Genomic DNA, 23,927 nt, shown 5'->3' on the forward strand with positions numbered 1-23,927 from the left:
TTCCTTGCAGCCGACGCGGCCGAGTTCCATCCGGCTGATCTTGGATTCCGAAGCGCGGATCTCCCAGGCGGCCTGTGCCCGGGAAATGCCCGCGACCTCGCGGAAGCGCCGCAACTGCGTCCCCAGGATCATCCGCCGCGCCATCGGACGGTGCGGGCCACCGGGATCGGCGGACATGCTCATTCCTCCTCGGCCACACGTCGGACCGACAAGCATGACCGCGGCAGTGCGCGGTGTTTCCGGTGAACGCGCCGGGGCGCACCGGGCAGCAGCGAGGCGCCCGGCCGCGCGCGGCCGGGCGCCTCATGCCGGGCCCTTTACCGGCCCGGGGTGAGCACGGTGTCGATGACGAAGACGGTGGCGTTCTTGGTCGGGATGTTGCCGCAGAGCACCTTGGCGCCGTTGACCGTCATGGCGTCGCCGGTGCCCTCGATCTTCACCGGGCCACCGTCGGTGTTCAGTGTCTGCACGCTGCCCGCGGCCTGCAGGCCCTTGGCGTCGTAGCGCTGGGGCAGCACGTGGTACTGCAGGATCGGCGCGAGCTGGCCCGGGTTCTGGGCCAGCTCGGTGAACTTCGCGTCGCCGAGCTTGTCGAACGCGGCGTCGGCGGGCGCGAACACGGTGATCGCCTGCTGGCTGTTGAGCGTGTCGACCAGGTTGGTCGCCTTCACCGCCGCGACGAGCTTGGTCAGCAACGGGTTCGTGCTCGCGGCCGAAGCGACGGGCTCGGGGCCCATCGAGTCCAGCGAACCGGGCGAGTTGCCCTGCGGCAGCTGGCTGCACGCGGGGCCGAACACGTCGGCGTTCGTGGTGACCCCGTTGCTCATCGCCGCGCTGGACATCGGCGCGCTCGACGGGGCCAGCGGCGAGGAGCCCGCGGCGTTCGAACTGTCACTGGTGCCGCTGCCGCAGGCCGCCACGGACAGCGCGGCCGCGGCGGACAAAGCAATCCCGGCCAGGCGGACGGTCTTCACAACAATCACTCCACTTCGGATTTACGGTTTCGTTGTTCTCAAAGGGAATTCGCGCTGCCCGTGCCCGCGGATTGGTGTGCGGGCGGACTATTTCGCGGTGAACGTGACGGTGTGCCAGCCGGTCGCGCCGTCGGGCACGGTGCCGGCGCGATCCTGCGTCTGGGTGTATCCACTCCGGTCGGTCGCACGGGCGGAGATCTGGTGCGGGCCGGGCGGCACGTTCAGCTCCGCCCACCACATCCGCCAGGTGTCCAGGCTGACCTGGTGGGACAGGTTCGCGTCCTGCCAGGCGCCGTTGTCCACCCGCACCTCGACCTTGGCGATCCCGGTGTGCTGCGCCCACGCGATCCCCGCCGCCCGCACCGTCCCGGCCGCGACGGTGGCGAAGCCCTTCGGGGTGTCGATCCGGGACTCGGTCTTGATCGGCCCGAGCCGGCCCCAGCCGCGTTTGAGCCAGTAGGCCTGCCGCGCCGCCCAGGTGGTGACCTCCAGATCGGTGACCCACTTCGTGGCCGACACGTAACCGTAAAGACCGGGAATCACCAGGCGGGCTGGAAAACCGTGGTCCAGCGGCAACGGTTCGCCGTTCATGCCCAGTGCGAGCATCGCGCCGCGGCCGCGGTCCAGCGCCGCCGGCACCGGACTGCCCGAGGTCCAACCGTCCACACTGGACGAATAGAGCTGCTCGGCACCGGACCGCACACCGGCTTCTTCGAGCAGGTCGGCGAGATCGACGCCGATGAAGTTCGCCGTCGAGACGTACGGCCCGCCGACCTCATTGGACACACACGTCATCGTGATCGTGCGCTCCACCAAAGGCCGGTTCCGGACGTCGGAGTAGCTGTACCGCTGTTCGTGGTCGACCATGCCGTGGATGCGCAGGCTCCAGTCCTCGGTGCGCACCTGCGGTACCGTCAACGCGGTGTCCACCCGGTAGAACTCCGGGTTGGGCGTGAGGAACGCCGGAGCGCCCAGCTTGGCGAAATCCGCGTCGGCCGGGATGGCGGGCGCCGTCCTGGCGGGCACGAGGCGGCCGACGGCGGCACGTGAAGCCGTGGCGTCGCGCGCGGAGCCGATCAGCCGGCCGCCGACGCCCGCGAGCGCGGAACCGGCGAGCACGCCGAGCCCAGCGACCAAAAAGGACCGTCGTGACTGCGTTTTCGGGATCGTGGCGGCGTGGTGGGCCAGCCGGAACACCAGCACCCCGGTCACCAGGCTGGCCAGCGGCGCGAGCAAGGCGAGCGCGTCGAGATCGGGGCGCTCGTACACCGCGAACAACCCGACGACACCGAAGAACGCGATCACGATCGTGCCCGGCCACGGCGAACGGCGCGAAAGGAGACCGGCCGCGGCGGCGGCGGCCACGAGTGCCAGCGCCATTCCGGAAAGCAGCACGAGTTTGTCGTTCGTGCCGAACGTGCGCACGGCGAAGTCCTTGAGCGGCAACGGAGTCAGGTCGATCGCGCCGTTGCCGACCGCCAGGTACGGCGAGGCGTTGACGCTGATGAACCCCGCGACCAGATGCCCGGCCGCGAGCGCTGCCAGCAACGCGAGTACGCCGCACAACGCCGCGGGAACACGCCTCACGGTTTGGGTCATGCCTGGCATTCGGAGCCGGGGCGCGCAGGTATTGGTGCGGGTTTCAGTGTCCGGACAGCGTGCGGATGGCCAGCCCCGCCGAAGCGCCCATCGCCAGGGTGGCCCCGGCCTGGCCGACGCCGGGACCGCCGCCGGACGACTCGCCCGTCGTCGTCCACACCGTGACGAGCAGCAGCCAGCGCACGATCAGGTACACGAACAGCAGCAGGCCGACGATCGCGCCCAGCACGGTCACGGCGGGGGAGTGGCCGAGCAGCAGCACGTACAGTCCACCCGCCTGTTGCAGGGCGCCGAGCCCGGCCGCGGCGACGGCGGCGGCCCGCAGCCCGGCGGCGAGCGGACGGCGCCGGCGCGGCAGCTTGGCCAGGCACCAGGCGATCACCAGCCAGTTCGTGATCAGGCCGAGCAGCAGCGAACCGGCGACGAGCACGAGATGCGCGCTGAACGTGCCGGACAGGCCGGTGCGGGCGAGCACCCATCCGCCCGCGATGCCGGTCAGCGCGGCGAGCCCGAACGACACGGCCAGCGCCACGCCGATGCCCAGCAACGTCGCCACGTCCGCCGAAACCGTGCGCAGCAAGGGTTTCGGCTCACGTGGTTCGCCGAGCATGGCCGTCACCGCGTCGCGGAGGTTCGAGATCCAGCTCCAGCCGGAGTAGAGCGACACCACCAGCGCGACGACGCCGAGCCTGCCGCGTTCCTCGATCACCGTGCGCAGGATGCCGCCGATCTGGTCGCTCACCAGCGCCGGCAGGGCCTGCGCGAGCAGCCTGTCCAGTTCGGCGAGCAGCAGCCCGTCGCCGGCGAGCACGAACCCGGCGACCGCGACCACGATCATCAGCAGCGGCACCAGGGACAGCAGCGTGAAGAACGTGACCGCCGCCGCGTAGTGGTCGCCGTCGCGCTCCCGGTACCGCGCCAGCGTGACCGCCGCGCGGCCGAACCACGCCCACCGCCCGGCCAGCGCGCCGGCGCGGCGCATCCGCCTCCCCATCATGGACTGTCCAGCCTCAGCGGACCCGGGGCGGACGGCGCCGGCGGCGGTGGCGGGCGCGCAGGGCGGCGAGCACCCAGGGCAGCCCACGACGGCGGGTGACGAAAACGATCGGTGCGTCGGGGCGCTCGCGGGCGGCCTGGAACCGGCGTACGCCCGCGGCGAAAACTTCCGGATCGCCGCCTACGTCGGGATGGTGCGTGCGCACGAAACGGCGGTACGCCGCCTTGTCGCTTTCGAACCGATCCACGAGGCCAGGCTACTTGCCGTTCGTCACGCATCCAATGGCAGCCCGGCGCGGGCGGGGCACGGCTCAGACCTCGCCGGGGTGATCCAGCGCGCGCAGGTCCGGCGGCACCAGCGTGGTGCTCTCCATCAGCTCGCGCACCAGGTTGTGGTTCAGCATGTTGCCCACCGGCTCGCCCACTTCGTCCCTGGTCAGGCCCGTCACACCGTCGTGCGAAAGCCGGGTGCGCACCGCCGCGACCAGATGCTCCACCTTCTTCGGCCCCCAGTTCGCGTCCGGCTGCAGGTCCGCCAGATGATCGGCCGCCTGGCGCCACGACAGCGGCTGCGGGTACGCCTCGTGCAGCAGATACCGCTGGCCGAGCACGATCAGCACGAGCCGCTCGGCCGGCGACAGCTTCCACGTCTTCGGCGGCTGTGTCTCCTCCTCGTGGCGGGACAGTGGCCGAGACCCCTCCGAGCTCGTGACGAACAGCTCCAGCAGATGCTCGCGCCCCTGCGAACCGCCCACGAACAGCGGCGTGTACCCGTCGGCGAGCGGCACCGGCTCGTCGTCGGTGAACAGCAGCCGCGAACCGGGCAGCCGCACCGGAAGCCTGCCGGTGCTGCTGACCCACCAGCGCTGCGCACGCCGCGTCAGCAGGCCGTGGCTGCGGCTCACCCGCCGGTCGTTCTCCCCGACGCACACGTGCACCTCGGGTTTGTTGCGGCCGAACAGGATCATCCGCCCCTCGCGCGGCCCGGCCGTGATACCGCCGCCGATCGCCAGCGCGTGGATCGTGCCGGGCGCCGAATCACCCACGCCGAAGGCGAGGCTGTCGTGCCCGGCGGCCAGCCGCTGCCCGCCCGCCACTCGCAGCGTGTTCCGCATGTCGACCTCCCGAAGACACGGTTCCAGCTCCCAGGCCAGCTTGCCACCGCAGGCCCGGGACCCCTCCCGGGCTGGTCAGGGCAGTTTCGCCACCGCCGGCGCGGTCAGGCTGGTCGCCAGGTCGCACTGCTGTTCGCGTGGCTGCGGCCCGGTGATCACCACCTGCAGCAGCTCCACGACCGCCGAGCCGGTGACCGAGGTGAACTGCCGGTGTTCCACCTCGACCATGCACGTGTCCACGTCGTACTCGTCGGGCTCGACGAACGCGTGGTGCCCGCCGATCATCACCGGCCTGCCGTCTTCGGCGTTCAGCGGCCGGTTCCGGTCGAAGCCGACGATGAGCGTGGACGAACTCGTCGTGCTGTTCCACCGGCACTTCCAGCCGCCGAACCCTTCCTCCGGGTGCAATGCGTCCACACCGGGGAAGGCGTTGAGCGCGTTGGCGTCCAGCAGCGAGCAGGCGTCCACATCGATCAGTGACGTGGCCGCCGCTGGCGTGGTGCGGCGCGGTACCGGGCCGCGGTTCAGCACCGCCAGCGCGCTGCCGGTCGCGGTTTCGGCCATGGCGCACAGATCCGCCTGACCGTCCCCGTTCTGCTGGGTGCTCACCCGCACCAGATCCGTGCCGGGCAGGATCAGGGTGCGGTCGCATTCGTCGCCGTCGGCGGCTTCGCGCAGCACACCGATCCGGCCGGCCGTCTGCACCGGGCCGGCCGGCGCCTGGCCCCGGTCCAGCTGCACTTTCACGTCGACTTCGCTGTCGTCGGCGCCGGCCACGATCACGTCGCAGCGGTCGAAGTTGCCGTAATCCGGGTCCCGGTGCGCGTCGCCGTACTTCGTCAGCGCGGCGGAATCCGTGAGAGCGCAAGGATCCGCGCTCCGCGCGTCGCCGATCAGCGATACCGGTTGCGGAGCTGGTGGCGCGGGCGCGGCGGTTCCGTCGTCACCGCCGGTGGTGAGCCACACCGACGCCGCCGCCACGATCACGATCGCCGCGGCGGCCACCGCGATGAGCCCCTTCCGGCTTTTCCGGCGCGCCGGCGCGGGAGTGCCCGCGATCCGGTGCAGCATCCGCCCGGCGTCCGCCGCCGACGGCCGCCGCGCGGGGGCGACGGCCATCAGCGCGGACAGCGCCGGGGTCAGCTCGTTTTCGGTGGGTTCGGCGATTTCGCCGTCGGCGGCCCGGCGCAACAGCACCAGCGGATTCGCCGCCCTGCCGAACGGCGAGACGCCTTCCACCGCGGCGAACAGCGTCGCGCCGAGGGAGAACACGTCGGAGGCCGGGGTGGGTTCGCCGCCCGAGGCGACCTCCGGCGCGACATAACCCGGCGTGCCCGCGAGCAGCCCGGTGTCGGTGGCCGTCACATCCCCGTGCACCACCCGGGAAATCCCGAAATCGCCCAGTTTCGCCCGGTTGTCCGCGGTGACGAGGACGTTGCTGGGCTTGATGTCGCGGTGCACCACGCCCGCCTCGTGCACGGCCGCGAGCGCGTCGGCCAGCTGCGCGCCGAGATCCGCCGCGCGCCGCGGCTCGACCTTGCCCAGCTCGCCGAGGCCGGGTGCGTCCACGTACTCCATGACCAGCCAGCACTCGCCGTCGTCGACGAGCACGTCGAAGATCGTGACCACGTGCGGATGGTTGATCCTGGCCAGGATCCGCGCCTCGCGGCGCAGCAGCCGGAGCCGCTCCGCGCCGGGGCCGCGGCCGGAGGGCAGCGCGTGCTTGAGCGCCACCACCCGGTCCAGTTCCTGGTCGGTCGCCCGCCAGACGGTGCCGTTGCCGCCGGACCCGATCTCCGCGTCGAGCCGGTACCGGCCCGCCACCCAATGCCCCGCCTGCACGATGCCTCCGCATAGCCGATCCGTGCGCCGCCGGTCAGCCTAGGGCAGGTGCCTCGCGCAGCGTCAGGCTTCCAGTAAACCGAGGTCGGCGAACATGGTGTGACACCAGTCCAGCGCGGTGTCCAGATCGCTCCACTGTGGATCGCCCGGGCGCAGGTAGGGGAAGACGTACGGGTCCGTCACCTCGGGCGGAAGGTCCGTGGGTTCGCAGGTGAACGGCGGGCGGCCGTACTTCGTTTCGCGCAGTGTCAGGGAAAGTTCCTCGTCGCAGGCGTCCCAGACGGAGAACCACAACCGGCGGCACATCGCCGGGTGGGCGACCGCGAAGATCAGCCTGCCCACGTCGAAGGGCTCGCCGGAGGAGATCACCCTGGCCACCGCCGAGTAGCGCCGGTCGAAGTCGGGGCCGGTCATACCCGTGTCCCCGGACCAGATTTCGACGCTGTGCCCGGCATCGATGATCGCGCTGCACAGGGTGGCCAGCGCCAGCCCGCGGTTGCGGATCTCGTCATGCGGCGTCTCGAACGAATAGCCGGCCGGGATCAGGAACGACACCACCCGGCCGCGGGTCGAGGTCCGGCGCGGCACGGCGTCGACCATGCATTCGGGCACCCCCGCGAGATAGGCGCCGACGTCGACCTCGCTGCCCGTGACATCCCAGGTCGGTTCCAAGGTGGTCACCGACCGCAGGCCGGCCCGTTCCCGCAGATCACCGACGCTCACCCGGGCCTCCCGCAGCGCCAGCGGCCAGCCGTCGACGGCGAGGCGCATGGCCTCGTCCCAGGTGGCGCCCGCCCACTCCGCGGACGCGCCCCGGCCGCTGCCGCCGGGCACCGTTTCCGGGCGCTGGGCGGCGCGCAGGAATTCGTGCCACGACATCATCGGGGGCAGCACGTACTCGGTCATGCGCCGATGCCGAGCGCGCTCAGGTGCGTCTCGGACAGACCGCGGATCACCCGCCACCGCAACACCTGATCCGGGGTCGCGCCCGCTTCCAGCAGTTTCGCGCCGTCGATGCTGGAACGGGGCGAGAACATCACCGGCAGGTTCTTCTCCTCGGCCGTCGCGCGCAGCTGCCAGACCTTTTCCAGCAGTTCCTGCGCCTCCTTGCGCCGCGACGGCGCGTGCGCGAGCGCGATGCGTTTCTCCAGCTCGGGGTCGATCGGCACGTCGATGACGATGAACCTGTCGAGGGTGGCCGCGTCCAGTGCCTGGCGCCCGACGAACGTGCGGTCGCCGCCGCTGCCGTAGGTGTTGCCGGTCGCGACCAGCCGGAAGTCGGGATGCGCGTCGACCATGCCGTCGGCGAACGCGCAGGTGCCCAGCGCCAGCGCCTGGTTCAGCTCGGCGAGCAGGCCGGGGTGGCCGTTGTCCAGTTCGTCGAGGAGCATCACGCCACCGTCCTGGAACGCGCGGCGGAACGGGGTGTCGTGGTAGTGGCCGTGCGCGTCGTAGTAGCCGAACACCTTGCTCATCGGGGTGGTCGGGCCGACCGAAAGCGCCTGGAACGGCAGCGCGAGCGCTTCGGCGACCTGCTTGGCCAGCATGGATTTCCCGGTGCCCGCCGGGCCGACGAGCAGTACGTGGCAGCGGGCGTGCAACGCGATCAGCACCTCCGGCAGCACCCGGTGCGAGTCGCCCCGCAGCTCCACCTCGCGCCGGTCCGGCAGCACCACGTTGACCACCGGCGGCGCGAACCCGGCGACGGCTTTTTCCGCTGCGTCACGGGCTTTCTCGAGCACCTCGGGCTCGGCGGCCGCGATCGCGTCGGCCACCGCGCGCTCGGCGACCGAGTACACCTCGGTCGCGCCCGGGAGCTTCGCGGCGTGGCCCGCGACAGCCTCGCTGGCCGATTTGTCGAGCATGGCGCGCGTGCGCTCGTCGATCTCCGTCGTCTGCGCCGCGACCTGCCTGCTCACCGCCGACGCGACCATCTGCCCCGCGATCTTGCGCACGTTGCCGCGGCGCAGCGCCATCCGCGCCGCTTCCTGTGCGATTGTCTCGATCTCTGTCCTCGTGCTCGCCCGCAAGGGTGCCTCCGTCAGACGCGGTTACCTGGTGCGGCGAGTTCTAGCGGTACCGGCCAGGGAGGGGTCCCGGAATGCTCAGCCGTGCGTGGTGAAGACGGCGGAGACCTCCACCGCGGCCCCGGCGGGCAGCGAGGTCACGCCGATCGCGGCCCGCGCCGGGGCGGGACCGCCGAGCGCGGCACGCAGTGTTTCGGTGGCCCCGTCGGCGATCGCGCTGTGTCCCGTGAAGTCCGCGGCCGTTCGCAGGTACACCGTGAGACTTACCGCGCTGTCAAGGGAAAACCCTGCCGCGACGGCGGCTTCGTGGGCCGCGGTGACCGCCCGCGAAGCCGCGAGCCCGGCCAGCTCCCGGGCTCGCGCCGCGCCCACTTCCTCGACGCGGCCAGGGTCGAGCACGCCACCGTGTGCACGCGGGGTCATCCCGGCGGTGAACACGAGCCCGCCCGCTACCCGCGCGGTGGCGTAGTCCCCGGCAGCGACGACCTCACTCACAGCTGTGGCCCGATTTCGCATACCGTGAGGACTTCGTGCCCGGTCGCGGTGAGCAGTACCGTCGCCGACAGGCCGACCCCGGCCACGCCGCCGATGCGCAGGGTGGGCACGACGTGCACGATCATCCCGGTCTCGAACCGCTTCTCCTCGTTCTCCCCGAGCGAGAGCAGGTGTCCCTCGCCCCAGTCCGGCGCGAAGGCGATGCCCACCGAGTACCCGCTGCGTTTGCGATAAGTGTGCGCGAGGCCGGCGTCGGCGATCGCGGCCTTGCACGCGGCGTGCGCGGCGGCGGGTGAACCACCCGGCCGCACCTCGGCCAGCGCGGCGGCACGGGCCTCCGCGCACGCCTGCGCCATCGCCGCCGCGTCACCACGCAGTTCGCCCGTCCACACGGTGTGCATCAAGGGCGCGTTGTAGCGGCCGCGCGTCGCCGACATCTCCAGCAGCACGGCCTCGTCTCGCTGGATGACCCGGTCCGACCAGCTCGCGTGGATCGTGCCGGCACGTGGCCCGGACGCCACGAACGGCTCCATCCCGAAGTACTCCGAACCCGACTCGACAAGCGCGCCGAAGGTCGCCGCCGCCACGGCGCGCTCACTCGCACCAGGGACGGCGGCGCGTGCGGCGGCCGCCATCCCCGCGTTCGTACTCGCCGCCGCCAGCCGGATCCGCTCGACCTCCGCCGGCGACTTGATCAGTCGCGCCGCGGCGAGCGCACCGTCGATATGCGTCGTCTCCGCGCCGGCCTCCGCCAGCAGCGATCGCAGGCGCAGGAACGACTCCGGCGGAAGGAACCACGACTTCGCCTCGATCCCGACCGCCCGCGCGCCCGGTGCCAGCTCCGCCAGCAACGCCACGGTCGCCGCGATCGGGTCCGCACTGTCCGGGAACCCGTTGATGCGCTTGAAATACGTGGTCGCCAGCGCGTTCTCGGTCTCGGTCTGCCGCATCAGCAGCGCGGCTTCGCCGTCGGCGGTGACCACGAGACACTGGTAGGTGTAGTAGCCCGGGGTCGCGTGCCCGGACAGATAGCACACGTTCTCCGGCGTGTGCACCACGACGGCGTCCAGTCCTTCGGCCCGCAACGTCTCGCGCAAGGTGGCGAGGCGCCGGTCGTACTCGGACTCAGGAAATACGGGCGACATGATCGACTCCTGCAGACAGGTCGGTGAGATAGGTCAGGTGTTCGCGGGTGCGGGCGACTTCGGCGGCGGATACCTCCACAATGGACACATCCTCACCGCGGCCCGCGGTGATCAGCCGCTGCCCGGAGGGGCTCCAGGCGCCGCTTTCGCCGAAGTACCGTTCGCCGGCGATTTCGCCGACAGCGTTGACGACGAGGGTGTAGATGGTGTTCTCGAGCGCGCGGGCCGGGTGGTACACGCGGTAACGGTGTTCGGTGGGGCCGGTCGCGAAAGCGGAACAGAACAGCACCGCGTGTGCTCCCGCCCTGGCGTAGGCCCGCGCCGGTTCGGGGAAACCGGCGTCATAACACACGCCCAGCCCCAGCGAAACTCCGGCGACGTCGAGCATGAGCAGGCCGCTGCCCGGTTCGAAGACCTGCTTTTCGGTGCCCCACAAGTGGTTCTTGTCGTACTGGCCGCGTACAGTGCCGTCCGGGCCGAGCACCACCACCGCGTTGCGTGGCTTTCCCTCGGCGGCGACGGACGCACCGAGCAGCACCCAGGTTCCGGTCTCGGCCGCCGCTTCGGCCAGCGGGCCGAGCGCCGCCGGCGTCAGCGACCACGCCGGGTCCGCCGCGATGGCGTCCAGGTCGTATCCGCACGCGAAGAGCTCCGGGAACGCGAGCACGTCAGTGTTGACGTCGCGCACCAGCCCGGCCGCGCGGTTCAGGTTGGCGCGCAGGTCGCCGGGGCGGCCGGCCAGCTGCCCGAGCGCGATCCTCAAGCCGCCGCCCCGATCAGCATCGCCCGGTACAGGCCCACCGACTCCACCAGTTCGTCGAGCACCACGTGCTCGTCGACCGCGTGCATCACCTCCAGCCTGCCGGGGCCGCACACCAGCGCGGGTACCCCGGCCGCCCGGAAATGCGTCATGTCGCAGTTCACCGTCAGCCCGCCGAGCGTGTCGTTCGCCCCGTGCGCGGCCAGCGCGTGGCGGCACGCCACGACGAACGGATGCTCCGCCGGTGTCTCCGACGGGCCGCCCGTACTCGGTGCACAGTCCACAATGGATGCCTTGCCGAGTCCGCTCTCGTTGTATGCGGCGAGGATCTCATCGATGGCGGCGAGCACCGACTCCGCCGGTTCGTCCGGCAGCAGGCGCCGGTCGAGCGTGATGCGGCAGCGTTCCGGCACCGCGTTCGGCGCCTCCCCGCCTTCGATGAGCACCGGTGTGCAGGTGGCCGCGCCGAGCAGCGGATGTACCCGCCCGGCGAGCGCCGCGCTGTAGTCCTCCAGCCGCCTCAGCACGACGGCGGCCGCGTTGACGGCGTTGACCCCGAACTGCGGCGTCGCGGCGTGCGCGGCCACGCCGACGACCTCGATGACCGGCCGGACCGAACCCTTGTGCGCGGTGAGCAGGCGCATCCCGGTCGGCTCGCCGACGATCACCGCGTCGGGCAGCCTGCCCGCCGAGGCGAGCGCGGGCACCAGGCGCCGCGCGCCCATCGAGTCACCCTCTTCCTGTGACACGGCCGAAAACACGATCTCGCCGGAGAACCCGCCGGGATCGCGGGCGAGCCCGGCGGCGGCGCAGGCCATCGCGGCGAGCGGGCCCTTGGCGTCGGCCGAACCCCGGCCGTAGAGCCGTCCGTCGCGAATGGACGGTTCGAACGGCGGGCTGGTCCACCCCGCACCCGCCGGCACGACGTCGAGGTGCGAGTTCAGCATGATCGACGGGCCGTCGCCGAACCGGCGGCGCGCGGTCAGGTTCACCCGTCCCGGCGCGAGTGTTTCGGTCTCGGTCTCGAATCCGGCCGCGGCAAGGTGGTCCGCGAGCAGTGCCGCGGTACTGGCCTCCTCGCCGGTCGGGGTGGTCGAATCGCAGCCGACCATGGCGGTGAGCAGGCCGACGACTTCGGGTTGGGTCATGAATCGATCCTCATCGGGGTGGTGGTGTCCAGTTCGGGGCGAAGGCCGAGGCCGGGCCCGGCCGGCAGCGGCACGGCGCCGTCACGCAGTTCGAGCCCGGGGGTCACGTCGCGTTCGACGTTGGCGCAGCCCCACAGTTCGGCCACCGGCACGCCGAGCCCGGCGGCCAGCTGCGCGGTGGTGACGCAGCCCAGCCTGCCGCAGTCCATCTGGCCGAGGCCGACGTCGAGACCGTGCCGCCGGGCCGTTTCGATCGCGGCCGCGAGCACGTCCACCGTGCCGGCCTTCTCCAGTTTGAGGTGCACGCCGTCGGCGGCGCCCAGTTCGGCCACCGCACGCACGGATTCCGCGTCGCGCACGGATTCGTCGGCCCACACCGGGATCGGGGATCCGGCTCGTACTACCGCCATCGATGCGAGGTCCGTGACGGGCTGCTCGAACCACGCGACGTCCAGGTCCGCGAGCCAGCGTGCCGCGGCGAGTGCCGTCCCGGTGTCCCAGCCGCCGTTGGCGTCCACCGCGAGCACGGCAGACGGCCCGGCGACCTCGCGCACCCGGGTCACCCTGGCGCGGTCCACCGCGGGATCGCCGCCGATCCGGATCTTGATCCGGCCGAACCCGTCCCGGACCGCGGCGTCGGCGAGGTGCGCGGCCTGGGTCTCCGTGCCGAAGGCGATCGCCGCGTGTGTCGGCAGCGAAGACGGCGCCGGACTGTCGGAAAGCGTTGCCCACAAAGGGATTCCCTGCGCACGGGCGGCAGCGTCCCGGCTCGCGATGTCCACCAGCATGGCCGCCGGCGGGCACCTGCGGGCGAGCCGCGCGGTGTCCTGCCAGCCGGGCGTGCGCAGCGCGGCGACGATCGTGTCCGTCGAACAGCCGGTCGCGTAGGCGCCGTTCCCGCGGGTCTCGGCCCAGCCGACGTGCCCGTCCGCCAGCCGGACCCGCAGGAAGACCTCGGTCAGCTCGCCGGTGTCGGTGCCGGCGTGCCGGAGCTTCCGGCGCAGGGGCAGCCCCGTGACCCGGAAGCCGGCTTCGGCGATCTTCACGCCAGCGAACCGATTACGTCGATGATCCGGTCGAGCGCCGCGTCCCAGGCCGCCTCGTCCTGGGCGAAGCAGAGCCGGAGGTGACCCGCGCCGGCACCGCCGAACTGGTAGCCGGGGTTCACCACGACGCCCGCCTTTTCCTTGAGCGCCAAGGCGATCGCCTGGTCGCTCGCGCCGGTAAGCACCTCCGGGAAGACGTAGGCCGTGCCGTAGCTGGCATTGACCCGCAGCACGGAGGAGGCGTTGATCTTCTTGACCGTCACGTCCCGCAGCGCCTGGTACTCCACCAGCCGCCGCTCCAGGAACTCGCCGTCCTCGGCGATCCAGTGCGAGAGCAGGTGCTGCGCGTACGCGGGGGCCCGCAACGCGGTCACCGACTGCACGTCCTCCATCGCGTCCACCAGCGCCTTCGGCCCGGCGGCGACCCCGAGCCGGTAGCCGGAAAGGGATTCCGTCTTCGACGGGCCGAGCAGGGTCACCGTGCGCTCGGCCATCCCGTCCAGCGCCGCGAGGTGGTGGAAGCGCTCGCCTTCGTACACCAGCCGGCAGTACAGCTCGTCGGCGATCACGGTGAAATCGTGCCGCTGGGCCGCGGCGGCGATCGCGGCGATGGTGTCCTCACCGTAGATCGCGCCGGTGGGGTTGTTCGGATGCGAGAACACCATCAGCCGGGGCTTCTCCGCGGCGGCCCGCTCCAGTTCGGCCAGGTCGAGTGCGGGCCGGGCACCGCGGCCGGTTTCGCTTTCGCCGGGCCAGATCATCGGGATCCGCCGGACGCGGGCGCCGAAGTACCGCAGCATCCGTTCGGTGGACAGGTAGTCGGGATCGGGCAGCAGCACCAGATCGCCGGGGGAGAGGATGGCCGCGAGCGCGACGAACAGCGCGCCCTGCGTGCCCGGGGTCAGGATCACGTCGGCCTGCCCGGTCGCGGGCACGCCGAGCACGGTGGACACGTTGTGCGCCACGGCTTCCCGCACCGGACGGTCACCGCGGTACGGGGTGTAGGTCATCCCGGCGCCGGACGCCGCCTCGGTGAACGCGGGCAGGGCCCAGCCGGGCGCCGGGAACCGGTGCGTGTCGGCGTAGGTCGCGTCGAGCAGCGGGCCGCGCCCCGGCGCGTTCTCCAGCTCGCGTTCGGCGTCCCGCAGGGACATGCCGAGCGTGCCGGACAACTCCGGCATGGACAGGCGGGTGATGGCCTCGGGCAGGTGGGGCACGATCGCTTGCTCCTCGTTCCTTCTCGGTGTTTCAAAGGGTTTCGGTCAGGGTGGCCGGCTGGCCGTCCAGGGATCCGATGAGCGGGCCGAGCCCGCCGAGTACATGGGCCTTGGTGCGTGCGGCGGACTCTTCGGCTTCGCCCGCACGCAACGCGGCGAGGATTCCGGCGTGCTCTTGGAGCGACGCGTGCGCGCGGCCGGAATCGGCCAGGTACAACGCGATGTAGCGGTCGCTCTTGGCCCGGAGGTGATCGAGCGCCGCCATCGTCGCCGGCATCCCGGCAAGGCCGTAGATGGTGTCGTGGAACCGGCGGTCCAGCGCGCGCAGCTCGCTCAGGTCGCCGGCCGCCGCGGCGGCGCGCTGCCGGTCGAGCAGATCGGCCAGTAGATCGTCGCAGCCTTCGCGGCGTGCGCCGGGTGCCTGCGCGGCGGCCGCGCCCAACATGCTTTCCAGTGCGGCACGGCCGTTGTAGATGTCGCGGGCGTCGGCCGCGGAAACGTCGGTGACCGTCCACTTCTGGTGCGGCCGGTCCACCACCAGGTTTTCGCTCGCCAGCCGGGACAGCGCGTCGCGCAGCGGCCCGCGGCTGATGCCGAGTTCGGTGGCCAGGCCTTCCTGGCTGAGCTGCTCGCCGGGGGTGAGCTTGCCGGTCAGGATGCGTTCGCGTAGCTGCTGGTATGCCCAGTCCTGTTTGCGCAGGCTCAGCGGGATGACGGGAGGCGTGTTCGGCATCCGGTCACTCTCCCAGTACCTGCGCCAGGAACTGGCGTGTCCGCTCGTGTCGCGGATGGTCGAGCGTCGCCGCGGCCGGACCGTCCTCCACGATCCGGCCCTCGGCCATGAACACCACCCGGTCGGCACTGCGCCGCGCGAAGTCCATCTCGTGCGTGACCACCAGGATCGTCATCCCGTCCTCGGTCAGGTCCCGCATCACGGCCAGTACCTCGCGGGTGAACTCCGGGTCCAGCGCCGAAGTCGGCTCGTCGAAGAGCATCAGCTCCGGCCGCATCGCCAGCGCACGGGCGATCGCCACCCGCTGCTGTTGCCCGCCGGAGAGCTCGAACGGGTAGTGGTCACGATGCTCGGGCAGCCCGACCCGGTCCAGGAGCGCGACGGCTTCGGCGCGCGCCTGCTCCTTCGCGGTGCCACGCGCCCGCACCGGGGCCAGCGCGACGTTCTGCACCGCGGTCAGATGCGGGAACAGGTTGAACTGCTGGAAAACCATGCCGATCCGGCCGCCGAAGGACCGCGGCCTGCCGCCGGCCTCGGACAGCGGCCTGCCCTGGAAACCGATGCTGCCGGTCTGGATCGGTTCGAGACCGGCGAGGCAGCGCAGCATCGTCGACTTGCCGGCGCCGGAGGGGCCCAGCACGGCCACGGTCTGCCCGGCGGGCACCGCGAGGTCCACATCGGACACCACGGGCCTGCCGTGGTAGCTGCGGCCGAGGCCGCGGGCCTCCAGCACGATCGGGGTTTCGGGCGGGGCGAGCTTGAGGTCGTTCATCCGCTGCCTCTCCTCAGGCCGCCGCGGGGGCGGGTCGCTTCGTGCGCCGGGCGGCGGCGCGCCGGGTCACGTCGAACCGGCGTTCGGCCCACCGCAGGACGAGGGTGAACACCGTGGTCAGCACCAGGTAGTGGAGGGCGGCGGCACACAGCGCCGACACGTAGTCGAAGTCGGCCGCCGCCTGCCGCTGCGCGGTGAGCATCAGGTCGCCGACGCTGACCACCGACGCGAGCGCGGAGGTTTTCAGCATGCCGATGAACTGGTTGCCGGTCGGTGGCAGGATCAGTCGCAGCGCCTGGGGCAGCACCACCCAGCGCAGGATCTTCAGCTCCGACAGGCCGAGCATGTGTGCCGCGGTGCGCTGCCCGTTGTCCACGCCGAGCAGCCCGCCGCGCACGATCTCGGCCATGTAGGCGATCTCGTTGAGGGTCAGCGCGATCACCGCACAGGTGAACGGGGTGAAGTTCAAGCCCCACAACGGAAGCACGTTGAACACGAAGATCAGCTGGAGCAGTACCGGGGTGCCGCGGAACAGCCACACGTAGCCGTCCACCAGCCAGCGCACCGGGGCCGGGCCGCTTTTGAGCAGGGCGAGCACTACGCCACCGGCGACGCCCAGCAGCATCGAAAGCACGGTCAGCTCGAAGGTGAGCAGGGTGGCGGAGAGGAAGGAGCTGGAGAAGGTCCGGTCGAGGATGCCCACCGTCAGCCTCCCGTCGGCGCGGTCGAGGACGGCGTGGTCTTGAACAGGCTGGAATCCGCCGGGATCTGGTACTTGGCGAGCAGCTTGTCGTAGTCGCCGGAGCGGACGAACCGGTCGAGCGCGTTCTGGATCGCCGTGGCGGTGCCGGTGTCACCCTTGCGCACGGCGATGCCGATCTTGGTCTCGTTCTTGAAGGTGGCCGCGACGGTGAAGGTGTTCCCGGTCTTGGCGAGCGTGGTCGCCGCCCCCGGGGTGGAGGTGTCGAACGCGTCGGCCCGGCCGGAGCGCACGGCGAGCATGGCGTCCTGGTTGGTGGGCAGGCTCATCACGGTCATCGTCGGCAGGCCCAGCTGCCGCAGCTGGTCGTTGTACTCGTTCATGTAGGTCTCGCCGATCGCACCGCGTGTCACCGCGATCGTCTTGCCTGCGAGATCCTGGGGGATCTGCGCGATGTGCTTCGGGTTGCCGTTCGGCGTCAGGAGCGATTCGCCGATCACCAGGTACGGCACGAAGTCGACCTTGGCGGCCCGGGCGTCGTTGATGTACATGGCGGAGTTGATGATGTCGACGCGTTTACCGGCCAGCGCCGGGATGAGCCCGTCGAAATCCATGTCGGTGGGTTTGGTGCCCAGTCCCATCGAGCCGGCGAGCGCGGTGATCATGTCGATGTCGAAGCCCTCGAGGTCACCGCCCGCCGACTTCGACTCGAACGGCGGGAAGGTCGCCGCGGTGCCGTAGCTGAGGGTGCCGGAGGCGATGAGGTTTTTCGGTGGCGCGACGACAGCGGGTGACGAGGAGGTGGCTCCCGAACTGCCGCAGGCGGACGTCGTGACCGCGAGCAAGGCCGCCGCGGCGACCGCGAAAAAACGCGTCTTACCAGATCCCACACGAGCTCCCTATGCTGTCTTACGAGGTAAATCGAATCTGTAAACAGTTGACAGAAGTCTGCGTTGCGATCGATTCGAGCCCGTTGCCGAGCTGTTAACAGCGGATTGCGGTCGCTCCGATCAGGTGACGATCCGATGACCTGTCACGTTCGGTAACTATCAGGCCGGGGGCTGTTCCGGGTGCAGGGAGCGCCTGATCTCGGCCAGCTTGTCCTTGGCCACTCTCGCCCGCTCCGCCATCTGCTCGTCCAGCGAAGCGGTTTCGGCGGCTTCGGCGGGCAGTTCCCCGGCCCCGGCGGCGGTGGCGATCCGGTTCTCGATGCGGTCGCGCACGTAGTCGAAGCTCGGCACCCCGGCCTCGGTGTACTCCGGCTCTTCGGTCATGGCCTTGCTCCTTCGACGCTGATGCACTCCAGTGTGCCAAAGGCGGGCCTGGCTACAGTTTTACGACGACCTTGGCCCTCGCGTGCTCGGTTTCCAGATAGTGGATGGCTTCCGGGACTTCCTCGAGCGGATAGGTCCGGTCGATCACCGGCACGAGCGCGCCGGATCCGGCCAGCTCGCGCAGCTCGGCCAGGTGCTCGCTGCTGGGCCGCGTGGACAGGATGACGACGCGCTGTTCGACGAACCGGCCGAGCACCTGCGCTTTGAGCATCAGGCCCATCGGCCCGATCACGCTGCCGCCCTTCGACACTCCGCCGCCGGACAGCACCACCGTGCCCGCCGGGGTGAGCGCCCGTCGAAGCGCGGTCAGCGAATGATTGCCGACCAGGTCGAACAGCACGTCGTAACGCTCGGGTTCGCGGGTGAAATCGCGTTCGGTGTAATCGATGACGTGGTCCGCGCCGAGCGAGCGTGTCTGATCCAGGTTGCGGGTGCGGCACACCCCGGTCACCTCGGCGCCGAAGTGCTTGGCCAGCTGCACGGCGAAAGTGCCGACGCCACCGGAAGCCCCGTTGATCAGCACCCGCTGCCCGGGCCGCACTCGTGCCGCGTCCCGCAGACCGGCCAGCGCCGTCGTCCCCGCCAGCGGTATCGCCGCCGCCTGCGCGAAACTCAGGTCCATCGGTTTACGCTCCATCAGCGCCGCCGGCGCGCACACGTATTCGGCGAACGCCCCGTCCGCGCCACCCAGATCCCCGAACACCTCGTCGCCGACACGGAACCTGGTGACCTCCGCGCCGACAGCCACCACCTCGCCCGCGAAATCCCGCCCCCGGATCCTGGCTTTCGGCCCGGTGCGGCCGAAATACGCCGGGCTCAGCAGCCTCGCCACCAACGGGTCGCCGCGCATGATGTGCCAGTCGGCCGCGTTGACCGCCGCCGCGCGCACCGCGACGAGCACCTCGTGCGGGCCTGGTTCCGGCCGTGGCACCTCGGCCGCGTGCAACACTTCGGGCGCGCCATAGGTTTCCTGCACGATCGCCTTCATGCGGATCTCCCCGGTCTCGGCAAAGACGGAACTCGCGACGCGGCGTATCCGATGAGGGTAGTGACTCCGGACCGAACCGGGTATCGGGGAGAAACCCTAGGGGAGAACCAAGATCCGGCAACACAATCGGAACTCACCACGTCGGGAACCGTCACCCGGCATCACAACCGGCGACGACCACCCCGCCCACACCCCGCGCTCTGCGCGCGGCTGTTGCTGTCGCAACGCAACCGTTGCCACGCAAGGAAAACGGCGCAAGTCCAAAGATGAAGAGAACTTTTCGCCGGATGGGCAGGCTCAAGGATGGCCAGGGGAATGCAGTCACGCGCCGGTTTTCGAGGTGGGCGAGTTGGTGTCATCCCCTTGCTCCGCAAGGAAAACTCACCTCTCAGTCAGCGCCGCCGTGAGCTGGTCGTGTGTCTCCTGGTCGAAGGCGACCAAGAAGATCTTCGCCACTTCCGTGGGCGTCTCGCGCAGGGTGCGCACGGCGATGCGGGCCGCCTTGTCGGCGGGGAAGCCGTAGACGCCGGTGGCGATCGCGGGGAAGGCGATGGTCTCCGCGCCGAACTCGTCCGCCGTCTGGATCGCGTTGCGGTAGCACGAGGCCAGCACCTCGGCCTCGCCGTTCCGCCCGCCCTCCCAGACCGGCCCCACGGTGTGGATGATGTGCCGCACCGGCGGATCGAGATCGAACCCCGGCGTGGCGATGGCTTCGCCCGGCGGGCAGGGCGCGAGTGCGGCACCGGCCTTGGCCAGTCTGGGGCCCGCCGCCCGGTGTATCGCGCCGTCCACCCCGCCTCCGCCGAGCAGGGACTCGTTCGCGGCATTGACCAGCGCGTCCACGTCGAGCCGGGTGATGTCACCCAGAATCACCTCGATCGCCACCATGGGGTGAATCCTGCACCAACTGGGCCGCCGGGGCCAGACCGGTCACGACGACTTTGTCGAGTGCGCTGTGCCACGTGACATCTCGCGAAGTGACGCATGTCACTTCGTTGAAGTCAGGCTTTGCGGGCCACAGCCGCGTAGATGAGCGACTGCGCGGGGTCGGCCAGGCTGGTGCGCAGCTCCGGGGCGATCGCCGGATCGGGACGCCAGTCCGGCACCCACGTGATACCCGGCTCGACGAGCTCGAACTCGCCGGCGAACTCGGCGAATTCGGCCTGGCTGCGCCAGATCAGCGGATTCTGCGTGGTCGCGTAGTGCCGGGTGTAGGCGTCGAGGCTGTCCTGCTGGTCCGGCGTGACCTTGTCGAGCGTGCCGTGCGAGAGCACGAGCGCCGAACCGGGCGCGAGCCGCTCGCGGTACTCGGCCAGCGCCGGCTGCGGCCGGTCCGTGTCGGGGATGAAGTGCAGCACCGCGACGGCGAGCAGGGCCGTCGGCCGCGCCGGGTCGAGGATGCCGGTGTCGAGCACCTGCTGCCACAGGTGGTCGGGGTCGCGCAGGTCGGCCTGCACCATCGCGTGCCGGTCCGGGTCGCCGTTCTGTTCCAGCTGCACCCGCCCGTGCGCGATGGCGACCGGCTCGTTGTCCACATATACGACCTTCGACCGGGGGTTGAGCCCGTTCGCGACTTCGTGCACGTTGCCCACTGTCGGGATACCCGAACCGATGTCGACGAACTGCTCGATGCCCTCGGCGAGGCAGTAGTGCACCGCCCGGCGCAGGAAGGCGCGGTTCGCGCGGGCCATGTCGCGGACCCAGGGCAGCAGCTCGATGGCCTTTTCGCCCGCCGCACGGTCGACCGCCCAGTTCGTTTCGCCGCCGAGGAAGAAGTCGTACATCCGGGCGGCGCTGGGCCGCTCCAGGTCGACGTCCCGGGGCGCGCGCAGGGGCGGGATCGGTTCGGTCAACACAACCTCCCACCTGCCGGGAATTCGTGTCAACAATACCGCCGGGCCGGGCCCACCCGCCGCCCGGGCGAGGCCGTCCGCAATGGACGGACGGAAATACCGCGGCGCGCGGATAGGTTTGTGCCACGGTAAGGGTCTTCGAGGAAGGAACTGCCGTATGGGCGAATTCGCCGCGCTGGACAACCCGTCGTGGAGCTCGCTGACCGGCCCGCACGCCGCCTTCGCGCAGCGGCACGGCCAGGTGCTGCGCTATCCGGCGGACGTGAGCCCGTTCCTCGGCCTGCCGCCGGAACCCGGCCCGCAGGCCTGGGCCGACCTCGCCGATCTGGCGGGGCCCGGGGCCGTGGTCACTGTGACGGATCCCGCCGGTGTGCCCGGCGACTGGACCGTGGTCTCGAGGCTCCCCGGTGTCCAGCTGGTAGACGACGGGGTGGCGGGCGCCGAAGACCCGGAAGCCGTGGTGCTGACCGAGTCCGATGTGCCGGACATGCTCGCGCTGGTGGAGCGCACCCGCCCCGGGCCGTTCCTGCCGCGCACCATCGAGATGGGCACCTACCTCGGAATCCGCCGCGAGGGCAGGCTCGTCGCGATGGCGGGCGAGCGGATGCACCCGCCTGGCTGGACGGAGATCAGCGCGGTGTGCACCGCCGCCGAATGCCGCGGCCAGGGCCTGGGCACCCGGCTGGTACTCGCCGTCGTGGCCGGGATACGGGCGCGCGGCGAGCGGCCGTTCCTGCACGCCGCCGCGTCGAACACCGGCGCGATCCGGCTGTACGAATCGCTCGGGTTCCGGCTCCGCGCCCAGCCGGACTTCGTTTCGCTCCGTGCGCCCGCCGTCGAGGTCTCGGCGGTCTAGGCGCGGACGGCGGGCTCAGCCAACGGCGGCAAGGGTGGGGTAGTCGGTGTAGCCGGTCTCGCCGCCGACGTACATCAGGTACCTGTCGCGCACGGCATTGAGCGGGGCGCCGGTGCGCAGCCGTTCCACCAGATCCGGGTTGGCCAGAAAGGGGCGGCCGAACGCGATCAGGTCGGCGCCCGCGGCGAGGAGTTTTCCGGCCGCCTGCTTTCCGCCGTCGGCCGGGAGCGCGTCGCCGTGCAGGAGCGGGTTGGCGATCAGGGGGCCCGTCCAGTCCCGCCGGATCGCGGTGAACACGGGATCGCCCGCTTCGGCGCGCACCACGTGCAGATAGGCCAATCCCTTGCCGGACAACGCTTTCAGGAGTACCGGGTAGAGCTCCGCGGTGTCGCCCTCGTCGATGTCGTTCACACGCCCGCCGGGGTAGATCCGCACCCCGGTCCGCTCCGGGCCGATCGCGGCGGCCACCGCCTCGGTCACTTCGACGGTGAACCGGATCCGGTTCGCGATCGAGCCGCCGTAGGCGTCGGTGCGGCGGTTGGTGTTCCGCGCGAGGAACTGGTGCAGCAGATATCCGTTGGCGGAGTGCACTTCCACGCCGGCGAACCCCGCTTCGACCGCGTTGCGCGCGGCGGCGGCGAAGTCGGCGGTGGTCGCCTGGATCTCCCCGGCCGTCATCTCCTTCGGAGTCACGGCCTGCTGGTGCCCGGAGGGGGTGAAAATGGTGTCCGGTAAGGGAATCGCTGACGGGGCGACCGGCGTCAGCCCACTGTTGTCCGGGTGGCCGACCCGCCCGCCGTGCTGGAGCTGCAGGAACATCCGGCCGCCGGCGGCGTGCACGGCGTCGGTCACCCGGCGCCAGCCCGCGACGTGCGCGTCGTTGTGGATGGCGGTGATGTTGGGGTAGGTCTGGCCGACGGCGTTCGGCGTCGCGGCCTCGGCGATGATCAGGCCCGCCGACGCGCGCTGGGCGTAGTAGGTGGCCATCAACGGCAGCGGCACCCCGTCCCCGGCCGCGCGGTTGCGGGTCATCGGGGCCATCACGAGGCGGTTGGGAAGTTCCAGCTCGCCGAGCCGGGCCGGCTGGAAGAGATCGGTGCTCGTCATGCCGACACGATAAGAGCTAACATCGATGTCAGGTTCAAGTCCGGAAGCGGGGTGGATCGTGCGGATCGGTGAACTGGCCGAGCGGACCGGGGTGAGTGAGCGTTCCCTGCGCTACTACGAGCAGCAGGGCATGCTCGTTGCGCAGCGTACCGAGGGCGGGCAGCGGCGGTATCCGGAAGCCGCGGTGGACCGGGTGATCCGGATCCAGGAGCTGTTCGCGGCCGGGCTCCGTAGCGCCAAGATCGTGCAGTTGCTGCCCTGTATGCGTGACGCGGACGGCGGCCCGGCCGAGATCGCCGACGAGAAGCTGGTGGCCGATCTCACCGCGGAACGCAACCGGATCGACGGGATGGTCGCCGACCTGCTGCGCTCGCGCGAGGTGCTGGACGAGGTGATCAAGGCCGCCGCGGACTGATCGGTCCACTGTGGACAGACGGGCGTCACGATCCGCGCCTGGATCAGGCGATCCCGCCGTTGGCGAACAACACCTGCCCGTTCACCCAGCGGCCCGGACCGGCGAGAAGAGCCACCGTTTCGGCGATGTCCTCGGGCGCGCCGAGGCGTTCGAGCGGGGGCTGGGCGGCGAGGTGGTCGATGACCGCCTGATCCTTGCCGTCCAGGAACAGCGGGGTGGCCGTCGGGCCGGGCGCCACCGTGTTGACCGTGACGTCGCGTCCGCGCATTTCCCGCGCCAGCACCATGGTCATCGCCTCGACCGCGCCCTTGCTCGCGGCGTATCCGGCGTATTCCGGGAAGGCGAGGCGGGTGACCGAGGTGGAGAAGTTCACGATCGCGCCGCCGTCGCGGATCCGGCGGGCGGCCTGCTGCGCCACCACGAACGTGCCGCGGATGTTGACGCGGTGCATCCGGTCGAGATCGTCGAGGGAGAACTCGGCGACCCGGCCCAGCACCATCACGCCCGCGGTGTTGACCACGACGTCGATCCCGCCGAAGGCCACCTCGACCGCTTCGAACGCGCTTGCCATCTCGGCTTCCTCGGCGACGTCGCCGCCGACGGCGATGGCCTGCCCGCCTGCCTTTCCGATGGCGGCGACGGTCTCGTCCGCCCTGCCCTTGTTGCCCGCGTAGTGCACGCCGACAGCCATCCCGTCTGCGGCGAGGCGTTCGGCGACGGCGCGGCCGATCCCGCCCGAACCACCGGTGACCAGTGCGACCCTGTTGTCCGGCATTGTCTCTGCTCCTTCTTGTGGACGCTACGT

At 70.9% G+C, this 23,927-nt stretch carries 27 protein-coding genes; 2 read left to right on the forward strand and 25 right to left on the reverse strand.

The features are described from left to right. From VHD82_RS06425 to VHD82_RS06535, 23 genes are all read right to left on the reverse strand, one after another. Positions 1 to 183: helix-turn-helix transcriptional regulator (locus VHD82_RS06425; protein WP_325698018.1), on the reverse strand; the 183-nt coding region annotated here is incomplete at its 3' end. Positions 184 to 317: 134 nt separating this feature from the next. After that, a complete protein-coding gene (locus VHD82_RS06430; protein ID WP_325698020.1) occupies positions 318 to 974 on the reverse strand; it encodes a fasciclin domain-containing protein in 657 nt (218 codons plus the stop codon). Positions 975 to 1,061: 87 nt separating this feature from the next. Further along, positions 1,062 to 2,573 (reverse strand): molybdopterin-dependent oxidoreductase, encoded by a 1,512-nt coding sequence (locus tag VHD82_RS06435; protein WP_325698022.1) that lies wholly within the window; start codon positions 2,571 to 2,573, stop codon positions 1,062 to 1,064. Between the two features lie 43 nt (positions 2,574 to 2,616). Then, positions 2,617 to 3,555 (reverse strand): YihY/virulence factor BrkB family protein, encoded by a 939-nt coding sequence (locus tag VHD82_RS06440; RefSeq protein WP_325698024.1) that lies wholly within the window; start codon positions 3,553 to 3,555, stop codon positions 2,617 to 2,619. Positions 3,556 to 3,583: 28 nt separating this feature from the next. Further along, positions 3,584 to 3,817 carry a hypothetical protein gene (locus VHD82_RS06445; RefSeq protein WP_325698026.1) on the reverse strand — a complete coding sequence of 78 codons (234 nt, stop codon included), beginning with the start codon at positions 3,815 to 3,817 and terminating at the stop codon, positions 3,584 to 3,586. 63 nt (positions 3,818 to 3,880) lie between these two features. Continuing rightward, positions 3,881 to 4,684, reverse strand: a complete 804-nt coding sequence (locus tag VHD82_RS06450; protein ID WP_325698028.1) for an FHA domain-containing protein — start codon at positions 4,682 to 4,684, stop codon at positions 3,881 to 3,883. 75 nt (positions 4,685 to 4,759) lie between these two features. After that, positions 4,760 to 6,526, reverse strand: coding sequence for a serine/threonine-protein kinase (locus tag VHD82_RS06455; protein ID WP_325698030.1), 1,767 nt, complete (start codon positions 6,524 to 6,526; stop codon positions 4,760 to 4,762). Between the two features lie 63 nt (positions 6,527 to 6,589). Then, positions 6,590 to 7,432, reverse strand: a complete 843-nt coding sequence (locus VHD82_RS06460) for a DUF7192 family protein (RefSeq protein ID WP_325698032.1) — start codon at positions 7,430 to 7,432, stop codon at positions 6,590 to 6,592. Further along, positions 7,429 to 8,556, reverse strand: coding sequence for an AAA family ATPase (locus tag VHD82_RS06465; RefSeq protein ID WP_325698034.1), 1,128 nt, complete (start codon positions 8,554 to 8,556; stop codon positions 7,429 to 7,431). Before VHD82_RS06465 ends, VHD82_RS06460 begins: the two co-directional genes overlap by 4 nt. A gap of 75 nt (positions 8,557 to 8,631) precedes the next feature. Then, positions 8,632 to 9,048: a RidA family protein gene (locus VHD82_RS06470; protein WP_325698036.1), complete on the reverse strand. Its 417-nt coding sequence runs from the start codon at positions 9,046 to 9,048 to the stop codon at positions 8,632 to 8,634. After that, positions 9,045 to 10,193: a Xaa-Pro peptidase family protein gene (locus VHD82_RS06475; RefSeq protein ID WP_325698038.1), complete on the reverse strand. Its 1,149-nt coding sequence runs from the start codon at positions 10,191 to 10,193 to the stop codon at positions 9,045 to 9,047. Before VHD82_RS06475 ends, VHD82_RS06470 begins: the two co-directional genes overlap by 4 nt. Beyond that, entirely contained in the window at positions 10,174 to 10,956 is a 783-nt protein-coding gene (locus VHD82_RS06480) for a carbon-nitrogen hydrolase family protein (RefSeq protein ID WP_325698040.1), read from the reverse strand. The genes VHD82_RS06475 and VHD82_RS06480 overlap by 20 nt, the downstream gene beginning before the upstream one ends. Further along, positions 10,953 to 12,101 (reverse strand): ArgE/DapE family deacylase, encoded by a 1,149-nt coding sequence (locus VHD82_RS06485; RefSeq protein ID WP_325698042.1) that lies wholly within the window; start codon positions 12,099 to 12,101, stop codon positions 10,953 to 10,955. The genes VHD82_RS06480 and VHD82_RS06485 overlap by 4 nt, the downstream gene beginning before the upstream one ends. Beyond that, positions 12,098 to 13,147, reverse strand: a complete 1,050-nt coding sequence (locus VHD82_RS06490) for a mandelate racemase/muconate lactonizing enzyme family protein (protein WP_325698044.1) — start codon at positions 13,145 to 13,147, stop codon at positions 12,098 to 12,100. Before VHD82_RS06490 ends, VHD82_RS06485 begins: the two co-directional genes overlap by 4 nt. Continuing rightward, entirely contained in the window at positions 13,144 to 14,364 is a 1,221-nt protein-coding gene (locus VHD82_RS06495; protein ID WP_325698046.1) for a pyridoxal phosphate-dependent aminotransferase, read from the reverse strand. The genes VHD82_RS06490 and VHD82_RS06495 overlap by 4 nt, the downstream gene beginning before the upstream one ends. A 31-nt stretch (positions 14,365 to 14,395) precedes the next feature. Further along, complete coding sequence (locus VHD82_RS06500) at positions 14,396 to 15,097, reverse strand: GntR family transcriptional regulator (RefSeq protein WP_325698048.1); 702 nt, start codon at positions 15,095 to 15,097, stop codon at positions 14,396 to 14,398. Positions 15,098 to 15,101: 4 nt separating this feature from the next. Further along, positions 15,102 to 15,830 carry an amino acid ABC transporter ATP-binding protein gene (locus VHD82_RS06505; RefSeq protein WP_414637466.1) on the reverse strand — a complete coding sequence of 243 codons (729 nt, stop codon included), beginning with the start codon at positions 15,828 to 15,830 and terminating at the stop codon, positions 15,102 to 15,104. Between the two features lie 52 nt (positions 15,831 to 15,882). Beyond that, on the reverse strand, positions 15,883 to 16,572 hold the full coding sequence (locus VHD82_RS06510) for an amino acid ABC transporter permease (RefSeq protein ID WP_325698052.1): 690 nt from the start codon (positions 16,570 to 16,572) through the stop codon (positions 15,883 to 15,885). Positions 16,573 to 16,574: 2 nt separating this feature from the next. Beyond that, positions 16,575 to 17,459 (reverse strand): ABC transporter substrate-binding protein, encoded by an 885-nt coding sequence (locus tag VHD82_RS06515; protein WP_325698054.1) that lies wholly within the window; start codon positions 17,457 to 17,459, stop codon positions 16,575 to 16,577. A 159-nt stretch (positions 17,460 to 17,618) separates the two neighbouring features. Beyond that, positions 17,619 to 17,843, reverse strand: coding sequence for a hypothetical protein (locus VHD82_RS06520; RefSeq protein WP_325698056.1), 225 nt, complete (start codon positions 17,841 to 17,843; stop codon positions 17,619 to 17,621). A 52-nt stretch (positions 17,844 to 17,895) separates the two neighbouring features. Beyond that, a complete protein-coding gene (locus tag VHD82_RS06525) occupies positions 17,896 to 18,891 on the reverse strand; it encodes an NAD(P)-dependent alcohol dehydrogenase (protein ID WP_325698058.1) in 996 nt (331 codons plus the stop codon). A gap of 381 nt (positions 18,892 to 19,272) precedes the next feature. Next, positions 19,273 to 19,779, reverse strand: a complete 507-nt coding sequence (locus VHD82_RS06530; protein ID WP_325698060.1) for an O-acetyl-ADP-ribose deacetylase — start codon at positions 19,777 to 19,779, stop codon at positions 19,273 to 19,275. A gap of 113 nt (positions 19,780 to 19,892) precedes the next feature. Then, positions 19,893 to 20,744, reverse strand: coding sequence for an SAM-dependent methyltransferase (locus tag VHD82_RS06535; protein ID WP_325698062.1), 852 nt, complete (start codon positions 20,742 to 20,744; stop codon positions 19,893 to 19,895). A 157-nt stretch (positions 20,745 to 20,901) separates the two neighbouring features. Between VHD82_RS06535 and VHD82_RS06540 the strand changes: the two genes are divergently transcribed. After that, positions 20,902 to 21,600 carry a GNAT family N-acetyltransferase gene (locus VHD82_RS06540; RefSeq protein WP_325698064.1) on the forward strand — a complete coding sequence of 233 codons (699 nt, stop codon included), beginning with the start codon at positions 20,902 to 20,904 and terminating at the stop codon, positions 21,598 to 21,600. A gap of 15 nt (positions 21,601 to 21,615) precedes the next feature. On the opposite strand, the gene VHD82_RS06545 is transcribed toward VHD82_RS06540, so the two are convergent. Then, positions 21,616 to 22,707, reverse strand: coding sequence for an alkene reductase (locus VHD82_RS06545; protein ID WP_325698066.1), 1,092 nt, complete (start codon positions 22,705 to 22,707; stop codon positions 21,616 to 21,618). Between the two features lie 25 nt (positions 22,708 to 22,732). Between VHD82_RS06545 and VHD82_RS06550 the strand changes: the two genes are divergently transcribed. Next, positions 22,733 to 23,122 carry a MerR family transcriptional regulator gene (locus VHD82_RS06550; protein WP_325698068.1) on the forward strand — a complete coding sequence of 130 codons (390 nt, stop codon included), beginning with the start codon at positions 22,733 to 22,735 and terminating at the stop codon, positions 23,120 to 23,122. Positions 23,123 to 23,165: 43 nt separating this feature from the next. Here VHD82_RS06550 and VHD82_RS06555 read toward each other — a convergent pair whose 3' ends face one another. Further along, positions 23,166 to 23,897, reverse strand: a complete 732-nt coding sequence (locus tag VHD82_RS06555) for an SDR family oxidoreductase (protein ID WP_325698070.1) — start codon at positions 23,895 to 23,897, stop codon at positions 23,166 to 23,168. Positions 23,898 to 23,927 lie beyond the last annotated feature (30 nt).

Origin of the sequence: Amycolatopsis sp., from assembly GCF_035546795.1 — a bacterium.
Classification (GTDB): Bacteria; Actinomycetota; Actinomycetes; order Mycobacteriales; family Pseudonocardiaceae; genus Amycolatopsis_E.